Genomic DNA, 1,217 nt, shown 5'->3' on the forward strand with positions numbered 1-1,217 from the left:
ATCAAAACCTGCTTCTGTCGCTTCTAGCGCAGATCTCGCTGAAACTACCGATTGCTCATACGCTTTTAACGCACCAATAGAAGCGTTGATGTTGTTGTTTTGTGCACGAACATCTTTCACTACGCTACGGTACTGAGCTTCAAGATCTTCGCTTGCTGAAACGTACGCAAACTCAGCTTGTTTGGTTTGTGATGTCACGTTGCCGCCAGTGTAAAGTGGCACTGCTAGGTTAACGCCAATATTGAAGCCGTCGCTTGTACGGTCACTATTTGCATTACGGCCAAGGCCACTGTTGTAGTTACTTTCTGTGCCTGAATAATCACCGTAGTTGTAACCACCATCTAGAGATAAAGTTGGTAGGTGACCAGAGCTAGCTAGTGAGATGTTGTCGCGCGCGATGTCTTGAGAAATACGAGCTGACAATAGGCTAAGGTTCTTCGTTTTCGCTTCTTCGATCAATGTTTCAGCAGGGCTGCTAGTGCGAGTCGCAGAGAAACGGTTAGTATCAAGAACGTTTAAGTTTTTGTGTTCTTGACCTGTGATTTCACGTAGCGATTCGTAGCTGTTGATCAGATCATTTTCTGCCAACACTTCATCCGCTAGTACAGCATCGTACTGAGCTTGTGCGTCGTGAACGTCAGTAATTGCCGACAAACCAACTTCAAAGCGTTGTTTTGTTTGTTCTAGTTGGCGACCAACGGCTGCTTTTTCTGCACGAACGAAGACTAGATTGTCTTGAGCGCGCAATACTTCGAAGTACGCTTGAGAGACACGAAGGATCAAACCTTGTTGGGTTGCTGCGTAAGTTGCGTCTGCTTGACGAGCGCTTTTCTCTGCGGTGTCTAGAGAAATCCAAGATGCACGGTTATAAAGTGTTTGAGAAAAGCTAACACCAGCGGTTAAGGCGTCTTGATCGTTTGATGATTTGCCTAAAGCGCTATCGTCGTAGTCGGTGTCGCCACGAGTCAGGTTGTAACCCGCTGTTAGGTTGATTTGTGGTAATAGAGCACTACGGCTAGAGGTGATTGCTTCAAAAGCTCGGTCACGCTGTGCTGCTACACTGAGCAATTGTGGATCATTTTGCTTTGCTAAGTCGTAGATTTCAGCTAAAGAATCTGCCCATGCAGAAGAACTTATGCCACCTAGCGCTGCACTGATAAATAGTGGAAGCAATTTTTTCATTTTCTATTCCCGCGGTCCATAGATTGGTTAATTCT

1 protein-coding gene is annotated in these 1,217 nt (G+C 45.8%); it reads right to left on the bottom strand.

The genetic code is table 11. The annotated features are described in order from the left end of the window. On the bottom strand, positions 1-1,182 hold a 1,182-nt coding region (gene tolC, locus R7P67_RS25140), incomplete at its 3' end, for an outer membrane channel protein TolC (RefSeq protein ID WP_318086361.1). Between the last annotated feature and the right edge of the window lie 35 nt (positions 1,183-1,217).

This window comes from Vibrio sp. Vb0937, from assembly GCF_033338855.1.